Below are 548 nucleotides of genomic sequence, written 5' to 3'. Positions count from 1 at the left end.
ATTCAATTACCCTAGAACCTATTACAGAAAAGGAAGAGCGTTTGTCAAACCGTTTGATACCGTATGCCCCAACTATAACCAAACATGACGTAACCAAGCTGTATATCGTTTGTGCCACTGCACAGACCAGGCAGCTGGTTCCGATATTCAGTGCAAGGCAGGGTTTGGTCTCACAAATCTGTTGCCAATTTCTTAATCTTATTGAATCGTATATATTGCAAACGCAAAACTTAGGGTACGCTAATGCAAGACTTCGATGACCTAGATTCCTACTTGGCTGCTTCCTCCGGCGATGAGGATCTTGCGTTCCTGCCCGTGCCCCTCGTGGCCGACTACCTCGGCATCAGCTCGCCAGCCGTCACCGCACGGCTCAAGAGCGGCTCCCTCGAAGAGGTCCGTATTGGCAAGCAGCGGTTCGTCTCGCGCCGGAGCCTCGTGGCCCTGCGGACTGCGGACCAAGACATGATCCAGCGCACGGAGGCCTTCCTCCTGGACCTCGCCGCTAAGGGGGAGGCCCGCGTGTTCTACGACCCGGTCATGTCGAACGC

General features: G+C 54.4%; 1 protein-coding gene. It reads left to right on the top strand.

Annotated features, from left to right (window positions below):
* Window positions 1–324: 324 nt before the first annotated feature.
* A partial coding sequence (locus CK240_RS17905) for a MerR family transcriptional regulator (RefSeq protein WP_205957935.1) occupies window positions 325–548 on the top strand: 224 nt, incomplete at its 3' end.

The organism is Paracoccus salipaludis, assembly GCF_002287065.1.
Classification (GTDB): Bacteria; Pseudomonadota; Alphaproteobacteria; order Rhodobacterales; family Rhodobacteraceae; genus Paracoccus; species Paracoccus salipaludis.
This window is presented reverse-complemented; position numbering and strand designations above follow the sequence as displayed.